This is a genomic window from Nocardiopsis akebiae (assembly GCF_018316795.1).
GTDB classification, from domain to species: Bacteria; Actinomycetota; Actinomycetes; order Streptosporangiales; family Streptosporangiaceae; genus Nocardiopsis; species Nocardiopsis dassonvillei.
This window is the reverse complement of sequence record NZ_CP074132.1, coordinates 24,269-47,457: the sequence shown is the minus strand read 5'-3', so window position 1 is coordinate 47,457 and position 23,189 is coordinate 24,269. Positions and strand designations below refer to the sequence as shown.

Below are 23,189 nucleotides of genomic sequence, written 5' to 3'. Positions count from 1 at the left end.
TCCGTCCGACCGCGACGACTGGTCGTCGTGCGATCTGTGCCTGGTGAGAAGCAGGCGACGCGCGCTGCGGTCTGCCCCTTCTGCAAGGGGACGGGAGAGCGCTCCGTCACGGCGGAGCCCTCCACTGACAGCGGTCTCGCCTGCTGATCCATGACACGACAGACCCCCGCGACGCGGTGGAAGGCGTCCGGGGGCGCGGCCAACCTGAGGAAAGCAGGCTGACGTGAGAGACCTTATCGCCCTGATTCGGGCGCTGGTGACCCTGATCCGACCGACCCGACACGGCAGGCACCACCGCGCTGGCCCTCCGCCACTCCGGGTGCCGACTACCAAGCGGGTGGAGGTCTGGCCCGCTCCGGAACCCATCGTGATGGACGGCGACGACCCCCGCGCCTACTCCCTCGTGCGTGGCCCCTACGCGCACGTGGAGCGTCGTCGCTCCGCTCAGCGGGCCGAGAACGACCGCCGGGGGATTGACCTCCTGGTGCAGATCGCGAAGCGGTCCCCCGCTCTGGATGACATGGCCGAGTTGCGTGACCTGGTGCGCATGGCCATAGCGATAGGGGCGGTGCGGCGATGAACGGCCACGGACGCGGCACGGTGATCGACCGCGAATCCCTGATGACCTGGGCCCGTTCCCAGGGTGTACGGGTGCGTGTGGCCTGTGAGGACTGGGAGTCCATCACCTACGAGACCCTGGCCCGGCAACCGGATGGGACGTCCCTGATCCAGCGGCATCGGTGGGTGCTGCCCGAACCGGTTACGCGGCGACGGCTGATGATGACGTACGTGGTCGGGCTGCGTCACGAGGTCGACGGGGCCGAGTGCAACCACGTCCGGCGCATCGTGCCCCCGGTGCTCTCCTCAGCGGACGAGGCGGCCCGGCATGACGTGGCCCTGGTCGCCGCCGCTCTGGTGGAGGCCGAGCGTCGTGCGGTGTGCGGGGCGACGGTGGACAGCCTGCGGGTCTACACCGTCGAACGCGCTGTGCACTGGCGGCCCTTCTGAGAAACCCCCGCGTGCTCCGGCCTCTCTCTCCCTGACCCCGGGCGACCGGGGCACGCGGGCCTCGTTCTTCCTCACACGGTGACGTGTGCGCCCGAGCGGCGTGCTTCCCGCCGTGCTCCCTGATCACAGGTCGGGGCTCAAATGTGCCCCCACCTGCTGACAGGGCCAGACCACGCAAGTAAGCTACTCGACCATACGAGTACTAGAGTCACCAGGTGGACAACATGTCGAGTCTGGAGTTCGCTCCGCCCAAGTACGTGCAGATCGTGCGGGCGATCCAAGAGCGCATCGAAGACGGTACGTATCCCGTGGGGGAGATGCTTCCCTCGGAATCCCGGATGGTGCGCGAGTTCGGGGCCGGACGCTCCACAGTGGTGCGGGCCTTGCAGATCCTGAGCATGCAGGGGTGGATCGAACGCGAACACGGGCGCGGGTCGTTCGTGCGGGGTATTCCGCAGCAGACCTCCGAGCGTTCCCATGCCGGCGCCAGTGCCTTCGACGCCTCCGAGGAGGCCAAGACCAACCGCATTTTCAAGGCGGGCCGTACGCCCGTGCCCGCTGCTGTGGCTGAGGCGGTCGGTGTGCCCGAGGGTTCCCCGGCGATCATGCGGCAACGCCTGGTCCTGGATGACGGCCAACCCAGTGAGCTGGTCACCCTGTGGTTCCCGCTCGACGTCGCTGACGGCACCGACCTGGGCGACGAACAGCCGATCAGCATCGGCGCGCGCGAACACGTGCAGATGGTCAAGCAGGTGCGCCCCTCCCGGGTCTCCGAACGGCTGTGTGCCCGGCTGGCCACGGACGAGGAGTCCGAGCGCCTGGGCCTGGACGAGGGGACTCCCGTGCTCGGCATCACGGCTCGGATACTGGATGCCTCAGAGAAAGTGATCGCGGTCGCCGAGGTGGTCCTTCCCGGTGACCTGCACGAACTGGAGGACTCCTACCCGGCGGGGTAGACGCGGGCGAACACCGGCCACTTATCTACTTGTCCGATCAAGTGTGGCCGGTTATCCTGAACTCAACTTGACCGGACAAGTGGTTGAGTGATCATCAAGTGGAAGGCTGATCGATGGCTATTCAGGGTGCGTTGCCGGTCGCGTTCGGGACGGTGTTCCCGCACGGTGCCTTCGCGCTGGGCGTGGAGGCGATCACGGACTTCGAGACCAAGCGTCCGCAGATGGACAAGGAATCGGGGCTGCCGTTGTGGGCGGTGGACGTGATCGACGCCGATCCCGAAGCGCGGGGCAAGGCCAAGTCGGTGAAGGTCAAGGTCGCCGCCGAGGTGTGCCCGACCCTGCCCGACGAGGTTCCCGGGCTGCCGTTCCGGCCGGTCGAGTTCGAGGCGATGGCGGTCATGCCCTACGTCGACGACAACGGCCGTCGTCCCCGGGTGGCGTACTCGTTGCGCGCTCGTGGCGTGAAGGCACCTGGTGGTGCTGCTGGTGGTCGTCGCGCTCCGGCCAAGGAAGCGGCCTGACCGCCTCCTGACATGTAAGCGGGGCGGCCTGGTGCGCCAACACCTAGCCGCCCCTGAACCCCTCCCGTTACCTGCGAAAGCTTCGTGAAGAGGTGTCTTCAGTATGTCCGATTACCCCACCGACCTGTCCACTCTGACCGGTCCGCAGCTGGTCCGGCTGTTCCTGGACGCGGTCGACTCACACCCTTCTACCGACTCTGACCGTGCGGCGTTCTTCGACTTCAAGGCCCGTGTGTTCGCCACGCTCGCGGACCGGGACCACAACCCGGACGCGGCCAAGGCCGCTGCCCGCGCCCGCGCCGACCGTGACCGGATCCTGGCCCGGATCGAAGACGCGATGGGCGGTGACCGGTGATGGCGAAGATCGGTGCTGCCCAGACCCCTCCGACGCTGCCGACCCCGGCTCAGGGCGTGCGGTGGACCACGCCCATCGTGGAGACGCCCGGGATCGTCGTGCTCGGCTCGTGGATCTGGCGGCTGACACGGTTCCTGGTCACTCTCCCGTTCCGCTTTCCCGTCCTCATCGCCGCCCTGGCCGTGTCGTTCGCCGCCTGGTGGTGGCTGGACTGGCCCGGCCTGGCCGGACTGTGGGCGACGGCTTCGGTCGCCTCGCTGGTGTGGTGGCGGACCTGGCCCGACTCCTATCGGTACTGCGTCACGCTGCGCTTGTTGGCCTGGTGGCGGCACGTGTTCGTCTACCGGCGCCACTGGCAACCGGTGCTGGTGATCTCGGGGCTCGCCGAGTCCTACCAGGAACGCCACTACCTCCCCCGCATCCGCCGCGTCACCTGTGACACCTGGGCTGACCGTGTCCGGGTCTCCCTCGTCGCCGGGACGTCCCCGGCAGACTTCGAGACGCGGGTGGCCGAGCTGGCGCACGGGTTCGCCGCTCCCTCGTGCCGGGTGATCGTGAACGGGCCGAGGGACATCACCTTGGAGTTCCCCCGGCGCGACACCCTGGCCGAACCCCTCGATGCCCTTCCGGTCCCCGTCGCCCCGGAACTGGACGCGCTCCACGTGGGCCAGAGGGAAGACGGCTCTCCGTGGCGTTTGCGGCTGCACGGGACTCATGTCCTGGTGGCCGGGGTGACCGGGTCCGGGAAGGGGTCGGTGATCTGGTCCGCCATCCGGGCCATGCTCCCCGCCGTCGCGGACAACACCGCGCAGGTGTGGGCGATCGACCCCAAGCGCATGGAACTCGCCTACGGGCGGGACCTGTTCGCGCACTATGCCGATGACGGTGAATCCGCGGTGGCGATGCTGGAACTGGCCGTGTCCCAGATGCAAGACCGGGCCCGGCGCTACGCGGGCAAGCGGCGCTCCCACACCCCCACGATGGAAGACCCGTTCGTCCTGGTGGTGCTCGATGAGGTGGCGTTCCTGACCGCCTACCACCCCGACCGGGACATCCGGAAGCGCTCGGAGAACGCCATCGCCACCCTGACCTCGCAGGGGCGTTCGGTCGGCTTCTCGGTCCTGGCCGCATTGCAGGACCCACGCAAGGAGGTGATGAACCTTCGGAACCTGTTCCCGGACAAGGTCGCCCTGCGCCTGGACGAGGCGTCCCAGGTCGACATGATCCTCGGCGAGGGTGCCCGGGACCGAGGGGCGAACGCTCACCTGATCGACCCCACATTGCCCGGGGTGGGCTACGTCCGTGTGGAGGGCTCACCGGCCCCGGTGCGGGTGCGGGCCGCCTACGTCTCCGATGGCGACATCACGGCTATGACCGACGCCTACGGGGCGGATTCGTCCTCGGACGGGGAGACTGCCTGATGTTCCAGTTACTCACACATCGAGCGCCGGTACTTCCGGGTGTCACGGACCAGGAACCACAGGAACAGCAACCAACAGAAGGGGAGAACCTTCCACCGGCCGTCCTCGAAGGCCCACATCCACCAGCCCAAGAAGGGGATGAAGACCAGGCATCCAACCCAGTGGAAGATCATGCCCGACTTCGGCCGCTCGGGTTTCACGCGGTGCGGTCCCTCCGGTTCCTGATGTTGGGGGTGGGCTGATGCCGACTCCTACCGGTAAGTCGACACGTGCTGAACGGCTTGCGCAACCCCTGGCGCGTGAGGTGGCCGAACAGGTCGCTGCCGACCACGGGGTCTGCATCCGGCCGGTGTCCCTTCGACGCACGGACATCGCGACCGGTGCCACTGAGGTGATCGACGTTCCGTGCGGGTCCACGCTGGAATCCCGGTGCCCGGCCTGCGCGAAGCGGAAGAGGTCGCTGCGGCGCACTCAGTGTGAAGAGGGCTGGCACCTCGAAGCGGAACCTGTCGTTCAGCCAGACCCGTCCTCCGAGGAACAGCGCGGCTGGGTGGAACAGCGGGCCATGGTGACGGCCGAACGTGACCGGATCGCCGCCACGGGAGCGGCCTCGGCTGAGGACCTGGCCCGGCTCGACGCAGTGATCGCGGACCTGGACGAGGAGATCACGGCGTCCGGGCTGCGGGGATCGGTGACCCGCTCCGCTGATACCTCTTCCTCGTCGGGGTCGCGTCGTGTCCGCTCGACCAAGCGCCGGCAGGACGTCCCGGACCTTCCCAAGCGACCGATGACCAGGAAAACGGTCGGGCGGGCCTTCACCGATCCGGCCTCGGGCAAGGTGTTCCGGCCCTCCCTGTTCATCACGCTCACGCTCGACTCCTACGGGCGGGTGCGCTCGGACGGGACCCCGGTGGACTTCTCGACCTACGACTACCGTCGGGCGGCTCGGGACGCGCTGCACTTCTCCAAGCTGGTCGATCGGTTCGTGCAGAACCTGCGCCGGGTGGCTGGGTTCGATGTGCAGTACTTCGCGGCCGTGGAACCCCAACGCCGTCTGGCTCCGCACCTGCACATGGCCACGCGGGGAACGATTCCTCGGGCGGAGCTTCGGCAGATCGCGGCGGCGACGTACCACCAGGTGTGGTGGCCTCCGGCTGATCGTGTGGTTTTCGAGGGTGACCTGCTTCCCGAGTGGGATGAGGCGATAGGTGTCTTTGTCGACCCGTCGACAGGCGAAGTCCTGCCCACCTGGGATGAGGCGTTGGACGACATCGACGCCGATCCCGAAGCGGAACCTCATCACGTGGTCCGGTTCGGTCGACAAGTCGATGCCAAGGGTGTGGTGGCTGGCTCCGCTGACGCTGACCGGTGCGTGCGCTACTTGGCCAAGTACCTGACGAAGGACATCGCCGACTGCCATGCCGCCGAGACAACTCGCCAGGAACAGCATGTAGACCGGCTCCTGGACGCTCTTCGCTTCGAGCCGTGTTCTCCTCGGTGCTCGAACTGGCTCCGCTACGGCATTCAGCCTGAGAACGCTAAGGCGGGGATGCGTCCGGGGTTCTGCCGGTCCAAGGCACACAGGCGCGAGTACCTGGGCTACGCGGGTCGTCGGGTGCTCATCTCTCGCAAGTGGTCGGGCAAGACTCTCGCCGATCACAAGGCTGACCGGCTGGCCTGGGTCCTGGACGCTCTGGGCATCGACCCCACCGACGACGACCAGGATGACGAGGGCAACCCCCGTCCTCCGGTCTTGGCCTCTGTTGCTTCGGGCTCCTTCGCCTGGGAGCTGGCGCGGCCCACTGACCCGGACGTCGCTCCCCGCGAACAGCGGCTCCTCCGGGCTGTCGGCGAAGCGCTCAAACGCCGTTCCCAACTCGACGCGGCTCGGCAAACCAATCTTCCGGCAACTCCAGAGACGAGGGTGGCATGAGTGCAGCGACGGCCCGTGTAGACGTCCCCGAACAGCGTCGGGCCGACGTCCTGTGGTCGGTCAAGGATGCCGCCGCCTACCTCCGGGTCCCCCCGAAGACTCTCTACGAATGGAGGTACAAGGGCGACGGGCCTCCCTCCTACCGGGTCGGCCGGTACGTCCGCTACGTGTCCGCTGAGGTCCATGCCTGGGTCCGATCCCAGTAACCCCAACCCCGAGAGGAACACTCCCCATGGCTCGCGCGTGGGTCTACGACCGCACCAAGGACAAGGCATACGTGGAGGCGGTGAAGAAGGCCAAAGCGACCAAGCGCACGCCTCCCGCACGCTGGATGGTCCGCTATTACGACCCTTCCGGCCGGATCAAGAGCGGTGGAACGTTCAAGAAGAAGCCGGACGCGGAGAAGAAGCAGACCGAGATCGAGAACAGCCTTCATGAAGGCTCCTACCGCAACCCCCACGACGCCAAGGTCACCGTGGCCGAGATGGCTGAGAAGTGGCTGAGCACGCGCACCGACATCAAGCGATCGACCTGGTGGAAGTACCGGGGCCTCCTGGACGCGCACGTGTTGCCTCGATGGGGAGAGCTTCCGGTCTCGGCGGTGTACTCCGAAGACGTCGCCGTGTTGGTGGCCGAACTCCAGAAGCCGCGGGACGAGGGCGGCGCCAATCTCGGAGCCTCGCAGACCAGGCACGCCTACGGCGTTCTCTCCATGGTCCTGGAATGGTGTGTGCCGCGTCGCCTCCCCGCCAACCCTGCTCGCGGGGTCCCGCTTCCGAAGCCGAGTGAGGCTGAACACGTCTACCTCGATCACCTCCAGGTGGAGGCGCTGGCAGACACGGCGGGATCACTGCGCACCAAGTACGGCCAGATCGCCGCCGCTGCGAACATCAACCGGCCCCTCATCCTCCTCCTGGCCTACACGGGTCTTCGCTTCAACGAAGCCGCCGCGCTCCGGGTCGGCAGGGTGGATCTGGAGACACGGCGCATCCGGATCGTGACGGCCTTCGCCGAGGTGGAGGGAAAGCTTGTCGAACAGTCGCCCAAGACGGGTAAGAGTCGGACCGTGCCCATTCCCAGGTCCCTCGTCGCCGAGCTGCTTCCGCTCGTGGAGGGGCGGCCGGACTCGGCGCTGGTGTTCACCACCAAGCGAGGGACCGAGGTACGTCTACGCAACTGGCGCAACCGAGAGTTCGGCAAAGCGCTCAAGGCCGCTGGGCTCGACGGGATGGGCCTGACGCCGCACAAGCTCCGGCACACCGCCGCGTCACTCGCCATCGCGGCCGGCGCTGACGTCAAGGTCGTGCAAGCGATGCTCGGGCACGCCACCGCGACCATGACCCTGGACCGGTACGGGCATCTCTTCCCTGACCGCCTGGACGAGGTCGCCGAAGCGATGGATGCGGCCCGGCTGCGAGTGCTTGCTGCCTGAGACAGGGACATGACCCCCACCATGTGCAATGAATGTGCACTGCGGCCCTGAGGGCTCCATGCTCAGAAAACGAAGAACGGGTGCCCACCTGCGTGGACACCCGTTCCTTTGTCGGGGTGGCGGGATTTGAACCCACGACCTCTTCGTCCCGAACGAAGCGCGCTGCCAAGCTGCGCTACACCCCGAAGCAACGTCCACAAGTCTAGCGGACGCCCGGGAGTGCTCGCGCACGGTTTTCGGCCGGAGCGCCGAGGAGGGTCAGGAGGAGGCCACGAGGTCCAGCAGTGAGGCCTCCGGGCGGCAGCAGAACCGCACCGGGGCGTACGGGGAGGTGCCCAGGCCGCCGGACACGTGCAGCCACGCGTCCCCGTACTCGTGCAGTCCCCAGGCGCGTTCGCGGTCAATCCCGCAGTTGGTGACCAGGGTCCCGTAGAACGGCAGGCACAGCTGGCCGCCGTGCGTGTGCCCGGCCAGGAGGAGCTGGTAGCCGTCGGCCGCGAACCGGTCCAGGTTGGACGGCTCCGGCGAGTGCAGCACGCCCAGGCGCAGGTCCGCCGAGGGGTCGGCCGGTCCGGCGACCTCCTCGTACCTGTCCAGTTTGATGTGCGAGTCGTGCACCCCGGCCAGGGCGACGTCGAGCCCGCCCGCCTTCAGCCCGCCCCTGCGGTTGTTCAGGTCCAGCCACCCGGCCGCGGTCATGGCCTCGCCCAGGTCGCGCCAGGGCAGGTCCGGCGTCCGGCGCTTGTTGTAGTCGGTCTTGCTGGTCCGCCACAGGTAGCGGGCCGGGTTCTTCGGCTGCGGCGAGAACAGGTCGTTGGACCCGTACACGAACGCGCCCGGCCGGTCCAGCAGCGGCCCCAGGGCCTTCGTGAACGGCCCCACCGCGTCCGGGTGCGCCAGCGAGTCGCCCGTGTTGACCACGAGGTCCGGCTCGTGGGCCTCCAGCCCCCGGATCCACTCGATGAGCATCTTCCGGTCGGGCGTCAGGTGCGCGTCGGACAGGTGCAGGATCCGCAGCCGCGGGCTGCCGGGGGGCAGCAGGGGCAGCTCGTAGCGGCGCAGCCGGAACCAGTTGCGCTCGATGACCGAGGCGTAGACCAGCCCCGCCGCTCCGACGGCGCCCGTGATCGCGGCCGCGCGCCCCACCCGGCGCAGGATTCGTCTGTTGTCGGCGCCCATCGCCCTCCTTCGTCGTCACAGAGATCGTCGCAGATCCACGGAGCACGCGTGTGCGAATCCCCTTCGCGGGCCGCCGGACCGATGTGAGCTGCACCCGCACGGCGTCCGCGCGCGCAAACCGTTGGTGGCTCCGTGACGCCGCGCCGTAGGATCGGCTCATGTCCGAACTCAAAGCCCGTCTCAAGAACGACCTGACCACCGCCATCAAGGCGCGTGACAAGGTGCGCACCGGCACCCTGCGCATGGTCCTGGCCGCCATCTCCACCGAGGAGGCCGCCGGCAGCACCTCGCGCTCCCTCGGCGACGACGAGATCACCCGTCTGCTCACCCGGGAGGCCAAGAAGCGCCGCGAGGCCGCCGAGGCGTTCGACAAGGGCGACCGGCCCGAGCAGGCCGCGGCCGAGCGGGCCGAGAGCGAGGTCATCTCCGACTACCTGCCCAAGCAGCTCACCGACGAGGAGCTGTCGTCTCTGGTGGCCGAGGCCGTCACCGAGACCGGCGCCGACGGCCCCCGCGCCATGGGCCAGGTCATGAAGGTCGTCAACCCCAAGATCGCCGGTCGGGCCGAGGGCGCCCGCGTGGCCGCCGAGGTCAAGCGCCAGCTGGCCGGATGACCTGACCCGGCCGGGAAAGGCCTGGACGGGCCGTGCCCCACGCGGGAACGGCGGGGAACGCGAAGGGGCGGCGGTGCACGCACCGCCGCCCCTCTCACGTGCCAGGCCTCAGTCGTCCTCCCGGCCGGGCGGGTTCGACGCGGGCGCGACCGGGAACCAGTCCTCGTCCTCCTCCGGCCCGCTGGCGGTTCCGCCGCCGCTGCTGAGGAACACGTTGACCGTGGCCCCCTCCGGCAGCCGCGTCCCCGGGTCCGGGTTGACCGCGGCCACGGTCCCCTCGGGCTCGGGGGAGCGGACCCGGGTCGAGGACACGTTCGCCGTGTAGCCCGCGGCCTCCAGGACGCTCACCGCCTCCGGCTCGGATTGGCCGATCACGTCCGGCACGCCGCCGTCGTCACTGGCCGGGCTGGCGTCCTCCTCCGGGCGCGGTGCCGACGTCGAGCCGAACTGCGACGGCGGCGACGGAAGCTGCTCGACGTCCAGGCCCTCGTGGGCGCCGCGCATGGTCTCCTGCCAGATCGGGCCCGGGATCGTCGCCCCGTACACCACCCCGTAGTACCGGTCGCCGACGGTGACGTTGCGCAGCGGGTACTGCTGCGGGCCGCGCGGGTCGCCGACGAAGACTGCACCGGCCATCTGCGGGGTGAACCCGGCGAACCAGGCCGCGGCCGAGCCGTCGGTGGTACCGGTCTTGCCCGCCGCCGGGCGGCCGATGCCCAGGGAGGCCGCGGTGCCGCCGTTGAAGGGCTGCTCCAGCAGGTAGCTGACCCCGTCGGCCACCTCCTCGTCGATCACCTGCTCGCACTCGGGCTCGATCTCGATCGTCTCCTGCGCGTGCTGGTCGATGATCTTGGTGATGGCCTGCGGCTCGCACAGGATCCCGCCCGAGGCGAAGACCGAGTAGGCGTTGGCCACCCGCAGCGGGGAGACCTCCTCGCTGCCCAGGGTGAAGCTGCTGTTGGCCAGCGTCCGCTCGTTCTCGGTGAACAGCGTGCCGTCCGCGCGCCGCAGCCCCAGGTCCTCGGCCATCTCCATCACGTCGCAGATGCCCACCCGCGCCTGGAGCTGCGCGAAGTAGGTGTTGGACGAGGCCCTCGTCCCGGTCATCATGTTGTGCGTGGTGTTGGAGTTGGTGTCACCGGAGTTGCTGGGTGACCAGGGACTCAGGGTGCCGCCGTTACAGCTGCGCTGCCCGGAGACGGTCACACTGGCCGGTGAGTTGAACGAGGTGCCGAACGGCATCCCCTCGGCCAGCGCCGCCGCCAGGGTGAACGCCTTGAACGTGGAACCCGCCTGGAATCCGCTGCTGCCGCCCCGGTCCGCGTCGGTGGCGAAGTTGATGGAGGTCTCGCCGAGCTTGCTCTCGTCTGGCCCGTAGTTGCGGCTCTGCACCATGCCCAGGATGTGGCCGGTGCCCGGCTGGATGACCACCTCGGCGGCCACCTTGCGGGACTCGTTCTCGCGCGGGACCCACTCGTCCACGGCCTCCTGCGCCGACACCTGGGTCTGCGGGTCGAGCGTGGTGTGGATCTGGAGTCCGGCGGTGCGCAGCCAGCGCGCCCGCTCGGTCTCGTTCTGGCCGAAGCGCTCGTCCTTCTCGATCTCCTGGACCACGTAGTCGCAGAAGAACGGCTGGTCGCTGGGCACGCAGCCGTTGGGCGGGGTGGAGACCTCCACCTCCATCGGGACCTGCTTGGCCTCCTCGGCCTCCGCCTCGGTGATGGCGCCGGTGGCCACCATGCGGTCGAGCACGACGTTGCGGCGGTCGGTGGTCTGCTCGGGGAAGAAACGGGGGTTGTAGAGGTAGGGGTAGCGGACCAGGCCCGCGATGGTGGCGGCCTGGTGCAGCTCCAGGTCGCTGGCGGGCACCTGGAAGAAGTGCTGCGCGGCGGACTCGACCCCGTAGGCGCCGTCGCTGAAGTAGGCGATGTTGAGGTAGCCCTCGAGGATCTCGTCCTTGGTCATCCGCTGCTCCAGGGCGACGGCGTAGCGCAGCTCCCGGATCTTGCGGGCGATCGTCGTCTCGGAGGCCTCCTCCAGCTCCTCCTGGGTGGTGGCCGCCTCGATCTGGACGTTCTTGACGTACTGCTGGGTTATGGAGGACGCGCCCTGGGTGTCGCCGCTGAGCGTGCGGAGCGCGGCGCGCAGCGTGCCCGACACGTCCATGCCGCCGTGCTCGTAGAAGTGGGCGTCCTCGATGGCGAGGATCGCGTCGATCATGACCGGCGAGACGTCCTCGATCTCGACGAGTTCGCGGTTCTGGTCGAAGATCTCCGCGATGACGCCGCCGTCGCTGTCATAGATCGTCGATCTCTGAGGAGGCGGCGGAGTCTCCAGGTTGCTTGGCATCTCCAGGAAGCCGCTGGCCACGTTGCGCGCCGTGATGCCCAGTCCCCCGACGGCGGGGAGCGCGAGTGCGGCGACGAGGAGTCCAGCGACGACGCCGACGACGACCAGTTGGCTGATTCTTTGAAGCAATGTCCCCTGACCCACCCCATCAGACTAGGTGACCACGTACGTGCTAAGTGGTCCGATGTGGAACGGATAGTGCGCGAACGCGCGTAAATGACCCGCGTACCGCGGGCTGTGCCCCCATGCCATCTTTTCATGCCTATCGCCGGCCGGGCACTGACCGGTTCGGCGGCGCGGCACGCCCACCCCGTCCGATGCGGAGAGCCACCGGGCCCCCACGCAATGGCCCGAGCGGGCCATATTGGTGAGACATGAAGGGGGTCCATCGGGTTCTGTTGGCGCGGCGAACGAATCCGTAACTTCTAGGCAACGGGGGTTGGCGTCGACCACCGCACCCCACGCGGCAGCGGGAGCCCACGGTGTTCTCCACTCCGGCCGGGGCACGCGCGTGCCCCGGGTCCGGATCCGCTGGCGCGGGGACCGGGTGCGCACAGGGGAGTAGAGGCATGTGGACCGACCAGTGGACGACCAGGGCGCTGTGCCGGCGGGTGGACCCCGACGCGCTGTTCGTCCAGGGCGCGGCGCAGCACCGCGCCAAACTCATCTGCCGGGAGTGCCCGGTACGCACCGACTGCCTGACCGACGCCCTCGACAACCGGGTCGAGTTCGGCGTCTGGGGCGGCATGACCGAACGCGAACGCCGCGCCCTGCTGCGCAAGCACCCCGGCGTCACCAGCTGGGGCCCGCTCCTGGCGGAGGCCCTCAGGGAGGGTGACGTCGACCTCGCCAGCTACGCCGCCGAGCACGCCGAGCGCACCTCGGCGGCCTGAGTTCCGGCAACGCCCTAACGGCCCCGGCCCGCCAGCTCCTCGCCGACGTCGCGCAGCCCCGCCAGGTCGTGCACGTCCTCCGGCATGGCGGCCACCTCGGCCACGCGCACACCGCCGTGCTCCGCCAGCAGGGCGTCCCTCAGCCGTACCTCGCGCCCGCGCGTGCGCACCCTCTCCGCGTGCAGCCGCAGGGCCGCCGAAGCCGGCGTCCGCGTGCCCGAGCGCTCCAGCGCCTCCGCCGCGGCGACCGCCTCGCGCGCGTCCAGGGTTTCGCCCGCCCCCTCCGGCAGCGGATGCGTCCGGTTGACCACCAGTCCGGCCAGCGGCATGGCGTCGGTGGCCAGCCGCTCCACGAAGTAGGCCGCCTCGCGCATCGCGTCCGTGTCCGGCACGGCCACCACCACGAAGGCCGTCCCCGGTGCCTGGAGCAACCGGTAGGTGCGCTCGGCGCGCTTCTGGAAACCGCCGAACACCGTGTCGAACGCGGCGACGAAGGACCGCAGGTCGTCGAGGAGCTGAGCGCCCACGACCTTGCTGACCGCCGAGGTCACCAGGTTGAACCCGGCGCCGATCAGCCGGAGGGCCCCCGTGCTGGCCGGGGCGCTCAGGAAGCGGATCAGGCGCCCGTCCAGGAAGCGGCCGAGCCTCTTGGGCGCGTCCAGGAAGTCCAGCGCGGACCGGCTGGGCGGGGTGTCCACCACGATCAGGTCCCAGTCCCCCGACTGGCGCAGCTGGCCGAGCTTCTCCATGGCCATGTACTCCTGCGTGCCCGAGAAGCTCGTGGAGAGGGTCTGGTAGAAGGGGTTGGCCAGGATCTGCCGGGCACGCTCGGGGTCCGCGTGCTCCCTGACGACCTCGTCGAAGGTCCGCTTCATGTCGAGCATCATCGCGTGCAGGCTGCCGCCCGACCCCTCCGGCAGCGGGACCGGCCGCGGCGTGTCGTCCAGCGACTCCAACCCGAGGGACTGGGCCAGCCGCCGAGCCGGGTCCACGGTGATCACCACGGCCCGCCGCCCGCGCTCGACGGCGCGCAGCCCCAGCGCCGCGGCCGTCGTGGTCTTGCCGACCCCGCCCGCGCCGCAGCACACGATGATCCGCGTGCCGGGGTCGTCCACGAGGGCGTCCGCGTCCAGGCGCCCGGCCTCCACGGCCGCGCTCACAGCCGCACCCCCTGCTCGACCAGCCGCCGCGCCAGGGAGTCCAGCGCGGCGCGGTCCACACCGCCCTCCAGCAGCGGCAGCTCCAGCAGCGGGCGGCCCAGATCCTCCAGGTCCGAACGCATCCGGCGCTCCAGCCGCACCCGAAGGGCGTGGGCGCGCAGTTCCGCGGCCAGAGGCTCCGCGAGTTCCCGCGCGTCCTCCAGACGCGCCTCCTTCAGCCCGGCGGCCAGCGCGTCCAGGTCGGTCTCCCCCTCCGCGGCGGCGGCGAGGTCGGCCTCGTCCAGCAGAGGCCGCCGCACCATGTTCACCAGCACCGAGCCGACGTTGAGACCCAGACCGCCGACCTCGGCGATCCCGTCCCGGGTCTCCTGGACGGGCATCTCCTCCAGCAGGGACACGAAGTGCACCCGGGTCTGCCCCGAGCGGATGACCTCCATGACCCGGTCGGCGTGGTTGCGGATCGGCCCTACGCGGGCCAGTCCCGCCACCTCGGAGTTCACGTTGAGGAACTGGGCGATCCGGCCGGTGGGCGGCGCGTCCATCACCACCGCGTCGTAGTGGAAGGGGGCCGTCGGCGCGCCCTCGGCGGACCTGCGGCGGCCGCCCCGGCGGCGGCGCACCGCCTCGGTGGCCTTGCCGGTGAGCAGGACGTCGCGCAGCCCGGGGGCGATGGTGGTGGCGAAGTCCACGGCGCCCAGCCGGTTCAGCGCCTGGCCCGCCCGGCGCATCCCGTAGAACATCTCCAGGTACTCCAGCAGCGCCGCCTCGGCGTCGGCCGCCAGCACGCTCACGCTGCCGCCGCCGGGCGCGGCCATCATCTCCCGCTCCTCGTAGGGCAGCGGCGGGCTGCCGAGGAGGGTCGCGAGGCCCTGGCGGCCCTCCACCTCGACCAGGAGCACCCTCGCGCCGCCGGAGGACAGCGCCAGCGCCAGCGCGGCGGCGGCTGTGGTCTTGCCGGTCCCGCCCTTGCCGGTGACGATGTGCAGTCGTGCTCCCGCGCGGGCCTCTCCCGGAGGCTTCGGTCCGTGCTCGCTCTCGCTCACTCCAGGCAGTCTATGCGGGCGTTCCAAGCGGTGCCGGGAGCGGTGCCGCGGTGGGCACGCGAGGGCACGCGGATGAGTAAGGTGGCGGCGTTGACGTGCGGCGCCCCGCCGTGGGGCGGTCCGCCGGTGAGAGAGCAAGGGTGAGGGACGCATGAGCAAGTGGGAGTACCAGACGGTGGCGCTGCTGTCGCACGCCACCAAGCAGATCCTGGACAACTGGGGCGCCGACGGCTGGGAGCTCGTCTCCGTCGTGCCCGCTCCGCTGCCGGAGGGCACCGACCCCCGCAACCAGCAGTACGTCGCGTACATGAAGCGGGAGCTGTGATGGCCACCCCCGAGGAGCGGATCGCCGAGCTGGGCCTGACCCTGCCCGAGGTGGCCGCGCCGGTCGCGTCGTACGCGCCCGCGGTGCGCAGCGGAGCCCACGTCTACGTGTCCGGCCAGCTGCCGTTCGTGGACGGGAAGCTCCCCGCCACGGGCAAGGTCGGCGCCGAGGTCACCCCGGAGACGGCCAAGGAGCTGGCCGCGCGGTGCGCGCTGAACGCGGTGGCCGCGGTGCGCGCCGAGATCGGCGAGCTGTCCGGCGTGGTCCGCGTGGTCAAGGTGGGCGGCTTCGTGGCCAGCACCCCCGACTTCACCGGGCAGCCCGGCGTGGTGAACGGGGCCAGCGACCTGCTGGCCGAGGTCTTCGGCGACGCCGGTGTGCACGCGCGCGCCGCCGTGGGCGTGGCCGCCCTGCCGTTGGACGCGCCGGTCGAGGTTGAGATGATCGTCGAGGTCCGCTGAGCGGGCCGTCCCCTTCCGGGGCGGCGGCCCCCGTTTCGCGGCGCTCTGTCCCCGAGGAGGAGGGTACGCCGATGCGCGACGTCCCGGCAGGCGACGGCACCGAGCGCGGGGGCGCGGCGCCGGGCGGCTCCGCGTCCGGCGGCGCCGTCGCGCCCCGCCCGGCCGCCACGGTCATGCTCCTGCGCCCCCGCGGCGGCGTCCGGGACGGGGGCGCGGACGGCCCCGTGGAGGTCCTGCTCATGCGCAGGGTCCGCTCCATGGGGTTCGCCCCGGGCGCCTACGTCTTCCCCGGAGGCGGGGTGGACGCGCGCGACGCCGACGGCGACCTGCCCTGGACCGGCCCCGGCCCCGAGGAGTGGGCGCGCACGCTGGGCACCGACGTGCGCATGGCCCGGGCGCTGGTGTGCGCCGCGGTCCGCGAGACCTTCGAGGAGACCGGCGTCCTGCTGGCCGGCGAACCGGGGCGCGCGGGCGGGGAGGCCGTCACGCTCGACACCACCTCCGAGGATTGGGAGCGGGACCGGCTCGGGCTGATCGACCGCTCCCGCTCCTTCACCGAGGTACTCAACCGGCGCGGCCTCGTGCTCCGATCGGAGTGGCTGCGCGCGTGGTCGCGCTGGATCACCCCGAGGGCCGAACCGCGCCGCTACGACACCTGGTTCTTCGCGGCCGAGCTCCCCCCGGGGCAGGCCTCGCGCGACGTGGGCGGCGAGGCCGACCTCACCCGGTGGACCGACCCCGCCGCCGTCCACGGCGAGTGGGAGGCGGGCCGGATGCCGATGCTGCCGCCCACGGTCGTGAACTGCGCCGAGCTCGCGGAGTGCCGGACCCTCCGGGGAGTACGGGAGGCCCGACGGGATATCGTCCCCATTGAGCCGGTTGTCCGGGAGATCGGCGGCCAGTTGCGCGTCGTGGCGCCGAACGGGGTGGACTACCCCCTCCCGGGGCCCGACGCGACTCCCTGAGGCGCCGCCGGGCGGCGGAGCCGCGCGTGCCGGATTCCCCGGCCGCTCCCCGGTCCGGTTCGGCGAGCGAAGCGAGGTGCGATGAGGATCGACGGTTCCGGGACACTGCGCGCCAGCTGCGTGCTGTGCCCCAATCCCGGCCCGATGACGCTGGAGGGCACCAACACCTGGATCCTTCGGGAGCCGGGCGCGCGCGGGGTCGTGGTGGTCGACCCCGGCCCCCACGACGAACGCCACCTGGAGCGCGTGGCGCGGACCGTGCAGGAGCAGGGCGCCCAGGTGCTGATGGCCGTGGTGACCCACCGCCACCCCGACCACGGGGAGGGCGCCCGGTACTTCTCGGAGCTGACCGGAGCCCCCGTGCACGCGGTCGACCCGGGGACCAGGGTCGGCGGACGCGGCCTGTCCGACGGAGAGGTCCTGGAGGCCGACGGCCTGCGGGTGCGGGTGATCGCCACCCCAGGTCACACCGAGGACTCCGTCTGTCTGATGGTGGAGGCCGACAACACCATCCTGACCGGCGACACGGTCCTGGGCCACGGCACCACGGTGATCGACGGCGACGACGGGCTGGGCCCCTACATGGAGTCGCTGTACCGGCTGCGCTCCCTGGTGCGCGAGCACGACGTGCGCACCCTGCTGCCCGGCCACGGCCCGATCATCACGGCTCCGTCGACGGTGCTGGACTCCTACGTCGACCACCGCGAGTCGCGCCTTGGGCAGGTCCTGGACGCTGTGCGCGCGGGGGCGACCGGGGTCGAGCAGGTCGTCGACCGCGTCTACCCCGACGTCACCGAGCAGATCCGGTTCGCTGCCGCCTCGTCGGTGCGCGCCCAGCTGCGCTACCTCTCGGCGCGCGGCGAACTGCCCGACGGCGTCGAGGTCTAGGCAGTGTTTCCCGGACCTTCCGCTCCGCTTCGTGCCGCCCGTCGCACGCCACCACCCCCAACGGACGCTGCGCGCGGTTCCCCCCACGGGAACCCGTCTCCGGCCCCTCCGGAACCCCGTGAGCGCCCGAACCGACCCCCGCAAGCCGAGACCGGTTCAAAGAACAGCCCTTGCGCGGCGAGCGCTCCCCCGACCCAGGGGGCCGGGGCGCCGGGCGCGGACGGCCCCGGACACGGCTGCGGCCGCCCACCCCGCAGGGTGGAGCGGCCACACAGCTTTCGGGCCCGGGAAGCCCCGGCACGGGGCGCGGACGTCGGCCCCCGGGAGCCCCCGCCCGAGGAACACGGCCTAGCGGGCGCGGCGGCGCATCCGCTCGACGTCGAGCAGGACGACGGCCTTGGCCTCGATCCGCAGCCAGCCGCGCAGGGCGAACTCGGCGAGGGCCTTGTTGACCGTCTCACGGGAGGCGCCGACCAGCTGGGCGAGCTCCTCCTGGGTGAGGTCGTGGTGGACGTGCAGCCCGTCCTCGCCCTCCTTGCCGAACTTGTCGGCCAGCTCCAGCAGCGCCTTGGCGACGCGGCCGGGCACGTCGGTGAAGACGAGGTCGGCCATCACGTCGTTGGTCCGGCGCAGGCGGGCGGCCAGCGCCTTGAGCAGCTGGAGCGACACCTGCGGGCGGCTGGACAGGAACGGGCGCAGGTCGTCGTGGCCCAGCCCCGCGAGCACCGAGTCGGTGACCGCGACGGCGCTCGCGGTGCGCGGGCGCGGGTCGAACAGCGACAGCTCGCCGAACATCTCGCTGGGGCCGAGCACCCCGAGCAGGTTCTCGCGGCCGTCCACGGCCGTGCGGGTCAGCTTCACCTTCCCGCTGAGGATGACGTACAGGCGGTCGCCCTCGTCACCCTCGCTGAACAGGGTCTGGCCGCGGCCGAGACGCACCTCGTTCACCGAGGAGCGGAGTGCGGCCGTGTCCTCCTCGTCCAGCGCCTCGAACAGAGGGGCCTTCCGCAGCACCTCGTTGATCTCGTCCACCACACGTCCTCCTAAAACCTGACCGCCAACAGTGTGACGTATATCGCACCCGGGTGTGAAACCAGGTCGTGATCCCGGCTTGTCCGCCGAGAGACAACTGCCCACAACAGCCGACGTCAGCCCCTGCGATCCTAGCCGTCATCAGTTCTGTACCAGGGCTGTCCGCGCCGCGCCACCGGACATTGGTTACATAGCTCCGTTCGTCCTCGGCGGCGCGGCCCCGCTTCCGACGGTCGCGCGGACACGGCCGCCGGGCCGGGGACCGCCCCGTCACCGGGACGCCTACCCTGTGATGATGCCCCGTGACACACCAGACGCGACCGAGCCGACGACCACGCCCACCGGTGAGAGCCGACTCGCGCTGGTCCGCCGCGCCCGCAGGATGTACCGGGAGCTCATCGAGCTGTACCCGGACGCCCACTGCGAACTGAACTTCACGACCCCCCTGGAACTGCTGGTCGCGACGATCCTGTCCGCCCAGTGCACGGACAAGCGGGTCAACCAGGTCACCCCCGCCCTCTTCGCCCGTTACCCCGACGCGGAGGGCTACGCCTCGGCGCGGCGGGAGGAGTTGGAGGAGATGATCCGCTCGACCGGCTTCTTCCGGGCCAAGGCCAACAGCCTCATCGGACTCGGGCAGGAACTGTGCGAACGGCACGGTGGAGAGGTTCCGAGGAAACTCTCCGACCTGGTCAAACTACCCGGTGTAGGGCGAAAGACCGCAAACGTACTGCTCGGTAACGCCTTCGATGTGCCCGGTATCACCGTTGACACACATTTCGGGCGACTCGTCCGTCGTTTCGGGTGGACCGACGAGGAGGACCCGGTCAAGGTCGAGCACGAGATCGGCGCGCTCTTCCCCCGCCGGGACTGGACGATGCTCTCCCACCGCGTCATCTGGCACGGCCGCCGCGTATGCCACTCCCGCAAGCCCGCGTGCGGGGCCTGCGGCCTGGCCCGCCTGTGCCCCTCCTTCGGCGAGGGGCCAACGGACACCGCCACCGCGACCAAGCTGCTGCGGATGCGCTCCTTCTCCTGAGACCCCCCAGGGCGGCCAGGGTGCGCGGGGCGCCGACCCGGCGCCGGGCGGCCCTTCCGTAGGCCCGGTCGCGCGCCGAACGCTCGGGGCGGCCGGGAGGGCATCGGGAGCAGGCGTCGGAGGTTTGTACCCTGAGCACGTGAGTGTGCGCACATCGGCCCCGTCGCGGGCGTCCCGGTCCGCGGCGCCCCGCGTGACGGCGGTACCCCCGTCCGCCGGTGCCGGGGGAGGTCCGACGACGTGACGACTCCCCGGGAACGACGCGCTCCCTCGCGCGGCGCTCCCCCGGGCACGGGCCCCGCGGCCCAGCGAGGAGCCCGGCGCACGGCCCCTCCGACCCACCGACGGCGCGACGACTCCCGGAACAGGTTCCCCGCATGAACTCGATCCCGCTCTGGCTGGCCGCGCTCGCGGACGCCGCCGAGACGATGACCGTGCCGCCGCCCATGCGGCCGCCCGCCGAGGGAGGGCGCGAGTCCGCCGTCCTCATCCTCTTCGGCGAGGGGCCCAGGGGCCCCGACCTCCTCCTCATCCAGCGCAGCGAGGGCTTGCGCCGCCACGCCGGACAGCCCGCCTTCCCCGGCGGCCGGATCGAGCCCTCGGACGCCTCCCCGGAGGCCGCGGCGCTGCGCGAGGCCGCCGAGGAGACCGGCCTCCTCCCCGAGGGGGTCGACGTCGTCGGCAGCCTCCCAGAGCTGTACCTGAGCTTCAGCGACTTCCGGGTGGCGCCCGTCCTGGGCTGGTGGCGCGAGCCCAGCGAGGTGCGGCCGACCGACCTGGGCGAGGTCGCCGCGGTCTCCCGAGTGCCCGTCGCCGACCTCGCCGACCCGGCCAACCGGGTCAAGGTGCGCTACGGGGCCGGGCCGCGCTGGGGGCCCGGCTTCCGGGTGGAGGGGATGCTCGTGTGGGGTTTCACCGGCGCGGTGATCGACAGCCTGCTCGCCCTGGGCGGTTGGGAACTTCCCTGGCGCGACGAGGGTCTCACCGATGTGTTCGAAGCAACCCCGCAGGGCCTGCGGCCGGTCGGTTAGCGCTCACTCTTGGAGGGCAATGTGCTCGACGTGATCCTGGTCGTCCTGCTGCTGCTGTTCGCGGTGACGGGGTACCGACAGGGTTTCATCGTCGGTGTCTTCAGCTTCGCGGGCTTCGTCGGCGGGGGCGTCCTCGCCGCCCTGACGGCCCCGCAGCCCATCCAGGCCTGGGTGGACGACCCCGGCAGGCAGGCGCTGCTGGCGATCGCCGTGGTGTTCCTGTCCGCGGCGCTCGGCCAGTTCCTGCTCTCCTACCTGGGCACCTTCGTCCGCAACAAGGTGACGTGGGACTCGGCGCGGGTCCTGGACGCCATCGGCGGCGCCGTGGTCAGCGGCCTGTCGGTGCTGCTCGTGGCCTGGTTCATCGGCAGCACGGTCGCCAACTCGGCGCTGCCGTTCGTCGCGGGACAGGTCAGGGACTCGCGCATCCTCCACTCGGTGGACACGCTGATGCCCGAGGCGGCCCACAGCGGGTTCTCCACGTTCCGCCGGATCGTGGACCAGAGCGCCTTCCCGCAAGTGTTCAGCGGCCTGGGCACCGGTGAGCTCGCCGAGGTGGCGCCGCCGGACCCCGACGTGCTCACCACCCCCGAGCTGATCGAGTCGAGCCGCAGTGTGGTGAAGGTGCTGGGCACCGCACCCTCCTGCCAGCGCCGAGTGGAGGGGACCGGCTTCGCCTACGCGGAGGACCGGATCATGACCAACGCGCACGTGGTCGCCGGGGTCACCGACGACCTGCGGGTGGTCACCCGGGAGGGCTACCAGCTCGACGCCACGCTGGTGCTCTTCGACGCCCAGCAGGACCTGGCGGTGCTGCACGTGCCGGGCCTGGACCTGGAGCCGCTGGAGTTCGACCACGAGGCCCCGCAGGGCGGTGACGCGGTCGTGGCGGGCTTCCCGCGCAACAGCGGCTTCACGGCCGTCCCGGCGCGAGTCCGCGCCCGCCAGACGGCGCAGGGGCCGGACTTCTACCACTCCCAGCAGGTGAGCCGGGAGATCTACCAGGTGCGCGCCGTGGTGCGCCCGGGCAACTCCGGCGGCCCGCTGCTGTCGCCGGACGGCACCGTCTACGGGGTGGTCTTCGCCGCCGCCACGAACGAGCCCGAGACGGGCTACGTGCTCACCGCCGACGAGGTCGCGGAGAACGCCCGGAGCGGCCTGGAGAACAACGAGCAGGTCTCCTCCCAGGCCTGCGACTGACCGCGCCGCTCCGTCGTCCACAGGGCGCATCCTGGGCTTTCGGGGGCGTGCGGGAGGCGGTTGACTGGATGTACAGGGGGCCCGGGGGCACGGTCGGCACCGTGCTGCCCACCTTCCGGGTCCCGCGCCCCACGGCCGCCTCGGGGACCCGCGGGCGCGTCGGCGCAGGTCTCGCGGTCACCACGGGCCCACCGGCGCTGCGGGCGGCCCCGTGACGCGCCGAGGGCGCCTCCCCGCGGGGAGGCGCCCTCGTGAGCGTTCGGGTACCGGCCCGGCCGGCCCTAGTTGGAACTCGGGTCGGGCGAGTGCTCCGTGGCCAGCGGCCAGCTCATCCGCACCACGGTCCCCCGGTCGCTGGGGTCGATCTTCACCTCGTCGGCCAGGCCCGTGATGACCGCCAGGCCCAGCCCCGGGGAGAACCCGGAGATCCCGCCGGGAGGCGTGTCCTCACCGTCCAGGAAGAGCCCGTCGAGCAGGGACGTGTTGGCGGGTTCCTCCGTGTCCTTGGCGGGGGCACGGTCGGAGACGACGACCTCGAAACGTTGCGTCGCGCCCCCGTTGGCGCGCAGGATGCTGCTCGTGGCGTCGGTGCGGGACTCCGACGCCGGATCAGGCCCGCTGCCGTCGATCAGCTGGAGCAGGATCGGCTGTGTGGGGCAGTGCAGCTTGTGCGCCGCCACCGCCCGGGAACACGCCTCACCGACCGCCAGCCTGATTTCGTCGATCGCTGAGGCGGCGATACCCGCCCGCCGCGCCACGGTGGCGGCCATGAGCCGCGCCGTGCGCACGTGAGCGGGGAGCGCGCTGATCGTGAGCGTGATGGTTGCCATCGCTCGCTCGGGGCTACTTCGCGGAACGCTTGTCGATGGCTTCCTGCACCGAGTCGTGGATACCGAAGACCTTGGTCAGACCGGTGATCCGGAAGATCTTCAGGATGCGCTCCTGGGTGCAGACCAGGTCGAGGGTCCCGTCGTGGGCCCGGACGCGCTTGAGCCCGCCCACGAGCACACCGAGGCCCGTCGAGTCCAGGAACTCCACCTTCTCCATGTTGACCACGAGGTGGAAGTTGCCCTTGTTGACCAGGTCGATCAGCAGCTCGCGGAGCCGGGGCGCGGTATAGACATCGATCTCACCCTCAACGACGACGATCTCGGTGTCGCCCTCGGTGTAATGATCAAGCTTCAAGTCCACTAGTCCTCCAGCGCCGAACCGCGAAAAACGCGAATGATCTCTGCCGGGCGTTACCCCACCAGCACGCATTCAACCACGCGTGTCGAGTGCGTCTTCCTGTGATGCACAGAAAAACCGTGACACCGCGCCACTGTTCCCCCGGATGTCACACTGAAACCAATGTCCCAGTGCTCCACCCTTGGGTAGGAGGCGC

25 protein-coding genes and 1 tRNA gene are annotated in these 23,189 nt (G+C 70.7%); 18 read left to right on the top strand and 8 right to left on the bottom strand.

Going from position 1 to position 23,189, the window contains the following annotated elements; all coding sequences use genetic code 11:
• Window positions 1-319: 319 nt before the first annotated feature.
• The 9 genes from KGD83_RS00220 (at window position 320) to KGD83_RS00180 (ending at window position 7,626) form a co-directional block, all read left to right on the top strand.
• Window positions 320-580 carry a hypothetical protein gene (locus KGD83_RS00220; protein WP_249352059.1) on the top strand — a complete coding sequence of 87 codons (261 nt, stop codon included), beginning with the start codon at window positions 320-322 and terminating at the stop codon, window positions 578-580.
• Window positions 577-1,008 (top strand): hypothetical protein, encoded by a 432-nt coding sequence (locus KGD83_RS00215; RefSeq protein ID WP_249352058.1) that lies wholly within the window; start codon window positions 577-579, stop codon window positions 1,006-1,008. The genes KGD83_RS00220 and KGD83_RS00215 overlap by 4 nt, the downstream gene beginning before the upstream one ends.
• Before the next feature lie 215 nt (window positions 1,009-1,223).
• Window positions 1,224-1,964: a GntR family transcriptional regulator gene (locus tag KGD83_RS00210; RefSeq protein ID WP_212641970.1), complete on the top strand. Its 741-nt coding sequence runs from the start codon at window positions 1,224-1,226 to the stop codon at window positions 1,962-1,964.
• Between the two features lie 113 nt (window positions 1,965-2,077).
• Complete coding sequence (locus KGD83_RS00205; protein ID WP_212641969.1) at window positions 2,078-2,485, top strand: plasmid replication, integration and excision activator; 408 nt, start codon at window positions 2,078-2,080, stop codon at window positions 2,483-2,485.
• Window positions 2,486-2,588: 103 nt separating this feature from the next.
• Window positions 2,589-2,840 carry a hypothetical protein gene (locus KGD83_RS00200; RefSeq protein ID WP_212641968.1) on the top strand — a complete coding sequence of 84 codons (252 nt, stop codon included), beginning with the start codon at window positions 2,589-2,591 and terminating at the stop codon, window positions 2,838-2,840.
• Window positions 2,840-4,261, top strand: a complete 1,422-nt coding sequence (locus KGD83_RS00195) for an FtsK/SpoIIIE domain-containing protein (RefSeq protein WP_212641967.1) — start codon at window positions 2,840-2,842, stop codon at window positions 4,259-4,261. Before KGD83_RS00200 ends, KGD83_RS00195 begins: the two co-directional genes overlap by 1 nt.
• A 241-nt stretch (window positions 4,262-4,502) precedes the next feature.
• Window positions 4,503-6,194, top strand: coding sequence for a replication initiator (locus KGD83_RS00190; RefSeq protein ID WP_212641966.1), 1,692 nt, complete (start codon window positions 4,503-4,505; stop codon window positions 6,192-6,194).
• Window positions 6,191-6,400, top strand: coding sequence for a helix-turn-helix transcriptional regulator (locus KGD83_RS00185; protein WP_212641965.1), 210 nt, complete (start codon window positions 6,191-6,193; stop codon window positions 6,398-6,400). The genes KGD83_RS00190 and KGD83_RS00185 overlap by 4 nt, the downstream gene beginning before the upstream one ends.
• A gap of 26 nt (window positions 6,401-6,426) precedes the next feature.
• Window positions 6,427-7,626: a tyrosine-type recombinase/integrase gene (locus tag KGD83_RS00180; RefSeq protein WP_212641964.1), complete on the top strand. Its 1,200-nt coding sequence runs from the start codon at window positions 6,427-6,429 to the stop codon at window positions 7,624-7,626.
• Between the two features lie 111 nt (window positions 7,627-7,737).
• Here the strand turns inward: KGD83_RS00180 and KGD83_RS00175 are convergent.
• Window positions 7,738-7,811 (bottom strand) — tRNA-Pro (locus KGD83_RS00175).
• 73 nt (window positions 7,812-7,884) lie between these two features.
• Window positions 7,885-8,805: a metallophosphoesterase gene (locus KGD83_RS00170; protein ID WP_212641963.1), complete on the bottom strand. Its 921-nt coding sequence runs from the start codon at window positions 8,803-8,805 to the stop codon at window positions 7,885-7,887.
• Window positions 8,806-8,963: 158 nt separating this feature from the next.
• Between KGD83_RS00170 and KGD83_RS00165 the strand changes: the two genes are divergently transcribed.
• Window positions 8,964-9,419 carry a GatB/YqeY domain-containing protein gene (locus KGD83_RS00165; protein ID WP_061082867.1) on the top strand — a complete coding sequence of 152 codons (456 nt, stop codon included), beginning with the start codon at window positions 8,964-8,966 and terminating at the stop codon, window positions 9,417-9,419.
• A 108-nt stretch (window positions 9,420-9,527) separates the two neighbouring features.
• Here KGD83_RS00165 and KGD83_RS00160 read toward each other — a convergent pair whose 3' ends face one another.
• On the bottom strand, window positions 9,528-11,897 hold the full coding sequence (locus tag KGD83_RS00160) for a penicillin-binding protein (RefSeq protein ID WP_212641962.1): 2,370 nt from the start codon (window positions 11,895-11,897) through the stop codon (window positions 9,528-9,530).
• Window positions 11,898-12,337: 440 nt separating this feature from the next.
• On the opposite strand from KGD83_RS00160, the gene KGD83_RS00155 reads away from it, so the two are divergent.
• Window positions 12,338-12,661 carry a WhiB family transcriptional regulator gene (locus KGD83_RS00155; protein ID WP_212641961.1) on the top strand — a complete coding sequence of 108 codons (324 nt, stop codon included), beginning with the start codon at window positions 12,338-12,340 and terminating at the stop codon, window positions 12,659-12,661.
• A gap of 14 nt (window positions 12,662-12,675) precedes the next feature.
• Here the strand turns inward: KGD83_RS00155 and KGD83_RS00150 are convergent, their stop codons facing one another.
• Both KGD83_RS00150 and KGD83_RS00145 read right to left on the bottom strand, forming a co-directional pair.
• Window positions 12,676-13,821, bottom strand: coding sequence for an ArsA family ATPase (locus KGD83_RS00150; protein ID WP_212641960.1), 1,146 nt, complete (start codon window positions 13,819-13,821; stop codon window positions 12,676-12,678).
• Window positions 13,818-14,864, bottom strand: coding sequence for an ArsA-related P-loop ATPase (locus KGD83_RS00145; protein WP_212641959.1), 1,047 nt, complete (start codon window positions 14,862-14,864; stop codon window positions 13,818-13,820). The genes KGD83_RS00150 and KGD83_RS00145 overlap by 4 nt, the downstream gene beginning before the upstream one ends.
• A 151-nt stretch (window positions 14,865-15,015) precedes the next feature.
• Between KGD83_RS00145 and KGD83_RS00140 the strand changes: the two genes are divergently transcribed.
• The 4 genes from KGD83_RS00140 (at window position 15,016) to KGD83_RS00125 (ending at window position 17,503) form a co-directional block, all read left to right on the top strand.
• A complete protein-coding gene (locus tag KGD83_RS00140) occupies window positions 15,016-15,189 on the top strand; it encodes a DUF4177 domain-containing protein (protein ID WP_013156298.1) in 174 nt (57 codons plus the stop codon).
• Window positions 15,189-15,650 carry a RidA family protein gene (locus tag KGD83_RS00135; protein ID WP_212641958.1) on the top strand — a complete coding sequence of 154 codons (462 nt, stop codon included), beginning with the start codon at window positions 15,189-15,191 and terminating at the stop codon, window positions 15,648-15,650. The genes KGD83_RS00140 and KGD83_RS00135 overlap by 1 nt, the downstream gene beginning before the upstream one ends.
• Window positions 15,651-15,721: 71 nt before the next feature.
• A complete protein-coding gene (locus tag KGD83_RS00130) occupies window positions 15,722-16,615 on the top strand; it encodes an NUDIX hydrolase (RefSeq protein ID WP_212641957.1) in 894 nt (297 codons plus the stop codon).
• An 81-nt stretch (window positions 16,616-16,696) separates the two neighbouring features.
• On the top strand, window positions 16,697-17,503 hold the full coding sequence (locus KGD83_RS00125) for an MBL fold metallo-hydrolase (protein ID WP_212641956.1): 807 nt from the start codon (window positions 16,697-16,699) through the stop codon (window positions 17,501-17,503).
• A gap of 348 nt (window positions 17,504-17,851) precedes the next feature.
• On the opposite strand, the gene KGD83_RS00120 is transcribed toward KGD83_RS00125, so the two are convergent.
• Complete coding sequence (locus KGD83_RS00120; RefSeq protein WP_013156302.1) at window positions 17,852-18,538, bottom strand: Crp/Fnr family transcriptional regulator; 687 nt, start codon at window positions 18,536-18,538, stop codon at window positions 17,852-17,854.
• A gap of 289 nt (window positions 18,539-18,827) precedes the next feature.
• Between KGD83_RS00120 and nth the strand changes: the two genes are divergently transcribed.
• The 3 genes from nth to KGD83_RS00105 all read left to right on the top strand — a co-directional run bounded on the left by nth (window position 18,828) and on the right by KGD83_RS00105 (window position 21,805).
• On the top strand, window positions 18,828-19,574 hold the full coding sequence (gene nth, locus KGD83_RS00115; RefSeq protein WP_013156303.1) for an endonuclease III: 747 nt from the start codon (window positions 18,828-18,830) through the stop codon (window positions 19,572-19,574).
• Window positions 19,575-19,951: 377 nt separating this feature from the next.
• On the top strand, window positions 19,952-20,605 hold the full coding sequence (locus tag KGD83_RS00110) for an NUDIX hydrolase (RefSeq protein WP_212641955.1): 654 nt from the start codon (window positions 19,952-19,954) through the stop codon (window positions 20,603-20,605).
• Between the two features lie 21 nt (window positions 20,606-20,626).
• A complete protein-coding gene (locus tag KGD83_RS00105; protein ID WP_212641954.1) occupies window positions 20,627-21,805 on the top strand; it encodes a MarP family serine protease in 1,179 nt (392 codons plus the stop codon).
• A 281-nt stretch (window positions 21,806-22,086) separates the two neighbouring features.
• Here the strand turns inward: KGD83_RS00105 and KGD83_RS00100 are convergent, their stop codons facing one another.
• On the bottom strand, window positions 22,087-22,635 hold the full coding sequence (locus tag KGD83_RS00100) for an ATP-binding protein (protein WP_212641953.1): 549 nt from the start codon (window positions 22,633-22,635) through the stop codon (window positions 22,087-22,089).
• Window positions 22,636-22,648: 13 nt separating this feature from the next.
• A complete protein-coding gene (locus KGD83_RS00095; RefSeq protein WP_013156307.1) occupies window positions 22,649-22,996 on the bottom strand; it encodes an STAS domain-containing protein in 348 nt (115 codons plus the stop codon).
• Window positions 22,997-23,189 lie beyond the last annotated feature (193 nt).

What these genes read in the sequence shown, in the direction of transcription:
- KGD83_RS00215 (WP_249352058.1), top strand. Translation starts at nt 577, where the DNA reads ATGAACGGCCACGGACGCGGCACGGTGATCGACCGCGAATCCCTGATG.
- KGD83_RS00205 (WP_212641969.1), top strand. Translation starts at nt 2,078, where the DNA reads ATGGCTATTCAGGGTGCGTTGCCGGTCGCGTTCGGGACGGTGTTCCCG.
- KGD83_RS00200 (WP_212641968.1), top strand. Translation starts at nt 2,589, where the DNA reads ATGTCCGATTACCCCACCGACCTGTCCACTCTGACCGGTCCGCAGCTG.
- KGD83_RS00195 (WP_212641967.1), top strand. Translation starts at nt 2,840, where the DNA reads ATGGCGAAGATCGGTGCTGCCCAGACCCCTCCGACGCTGCCGACCCCG.
- KGD83_RS00190 (WP_212641966.1), top strand. Translation starts at nt 4,503, where the DNA reads ATGCCGACTCCTACCGGTAAGTCGACACGTGCTGAACGGCTTGCGCAA.
- KGD83_RS00185 (WP_212641965.1), top strand. Translation starts at nt 6,191, where the DNA reads ATGAGTGCAGCGACGGCCCGTGTAGACGTCCCCGAACAGCGTCGGGCC.
- KGD83_RS00180 (WP_212641964.1), top strand. Translation starts at nt 6,427, where the DNA reads ATGGCTCGCGCGTGGGTCTACGACCGCACCAAGGACAAGGCATACGTG.
- KGD83_RS00170 (WP_212641963.1), bottom strand. Translation starts at nt 8,805, where the DNA reads ATGGGCGCCGACAACAGACGAATCCTGCGCCGGGTGGGGCGCGCGGCC.
- KGD83_RS00165 (WP_061082867.1), top strand. Translation starts at nt 8,964, where the DNA reads ATGTCCGAACTCAAAGCCCGTCTCAAGAACGACCTGACCACCGCCATC.
- KGD83_RS00155 (WP_212641961.1), top strand. Translation starts at nt 12,338, where the DNA reads ATGTGGACCGACCAGTGGACGACCAGGGCGCTGTGCCGGCGGGTGGAC.
- KGD83_RS00140 (WP_013156298.1), top strand. Translation starts at nt 15,016, where the DNA reads ATGAGCAAGTGGGAGTACCAGACGGTGGCGCTGCTGTCGCACGCCACC.
- KGD83_RS00135 (WP_212641958.1), top strand. Translation starts at nt 15,189, where the DNA reads ATGGCCACCCCCGAGGAGCGGATCGCCGAGCTGGGCCTGACCCTGCCC.
- KGD83_RS00130 (WP_212641957.1), top strand. Translation starts at nt 15,722, where the DNA reads ATGCGCGACGTCCCGGCAGGCGACGGCACCGAGCGCGGGGGCGCGGCG.
- KGD83_RS00125 (WP_212641956.1), top strand. Translation starts at nt 16,697, where the DNA reads ATGAGGATCGACGGTTCCGGGACACTGCGCGCCAGCTGCGTGCTGTGC.
- nth (WP_013156303.1), top strand. Translation starts at nt 18,828, where the DNA reads ATGATGCCCCGTGACACACCAGACGCGACCGAGCCGACGACCACGCCC.
- KGD83_RS00110 (WP_212641955.1), top strand. Translation starts at nt 19,952, where the DNA reads ATGAACTCGATCCCGCTCTGGCTGGCCGCGCTCGCGGACGCCGCCGAG.
- KGD83_RS00100 (WP_212641953.1), bottom strand. Translation starts at nt 22,635, where the DNA reads ATGGCAACCATCACGCTCACGATCAGCGCGCTCCCCGCTCACGTGCGC.